2 protein-coding genes are annotated in these 735 nt (G+C 45.9%); both read right to left on the bottom strand.

The annotated features are described in order from the left end of the window. Positions 1-620, bottom strand: a 620-nt coding sequence (locus H8711_RS13860; protein WP_249283908.1) for a hypothetical protein, incomplete at its 3' end; no start/stop codon positions are given. 4 nt (positions 621-624) lie between these two features. Beyond that, the coding region (locus H8711_RS14425) for an AlkZ-related protein (protein ID WP_430413584.1) at positions 625-735 on the bottom strand (111 nt) is incomplete at its 5' end.

The raw sequence follows: 735 nt of genomic DNA, 5'->3' as shown, positions 1-735 counted from the left end.
TCTTTTGCCATCTTATCAAGTACGGCTCGAAAAGCCGTGGTACGGTCAATCCTTGTTTCCTCATCAATGCGGTCAAGTATGCCCTTCATTTTCAGAGCAAGTTCTTTTTCCTCGTCAGAAAGCTCCGGTATGCTAAGTAGCGCAGATAGTTTCTTGTCCTGCATAATAGCATCGCATTCGATGTATGACTTGTGTTCGGCTGACATCAATTCTTCAAAGTAGTTGATAAAAATATGAACGCGAATGCCACCTTCTTCGTCCGGGGAGAAGCAGACGGTTTGCGATTTTTCTGCAATTTCTTTCAAAAATGCAAGGTCTTCTGAGTCATCGAACTCCGCAAACGGAAGAAACATATTGATTTCCGCGTGCCAACGATGATAGTCCACGATTCCCTTGATATACCCGCGGTGTTGCTTGACAAACGCATCACAGCGTTCCAGAAGATACTCGTAGTTCTTCTTGTCCTCCGGTACAATGATCTTTGGTATCTTGTCCATTGCTTCGGAGTACGCTTTCAGCATACCCCCATTGACCGCGCGGTCAAACACCTCATCGCACCATTTATCGTATTCGACAGACTCGGTTTCCCGGTAATCCTTCTCAAAGATAATATCGTCCATTGCGTTACCCCTTTATGATTTTCTCAAGCTGCATTTCGGTCGCGTTAGGCAGACGTGATTGCAGATGTTTTAGAATGCGCTCTTTGGATTCCTGCGGGTCTCGCTGATAGGCGGA

Source organism: Ligaoa zhengdingensis, assembly GCF_014384885.1.
Taxonomy (GTDB): domain Bacteria; phylum Bacillota; class Clostridia; order Oscillospirales; family Ruminococcaceae; genus Ligaoa; species Ligaoa zhengdingensis.
This window is presented reverse-complemented; position numbering and strand designations above follow the sequence as displayed.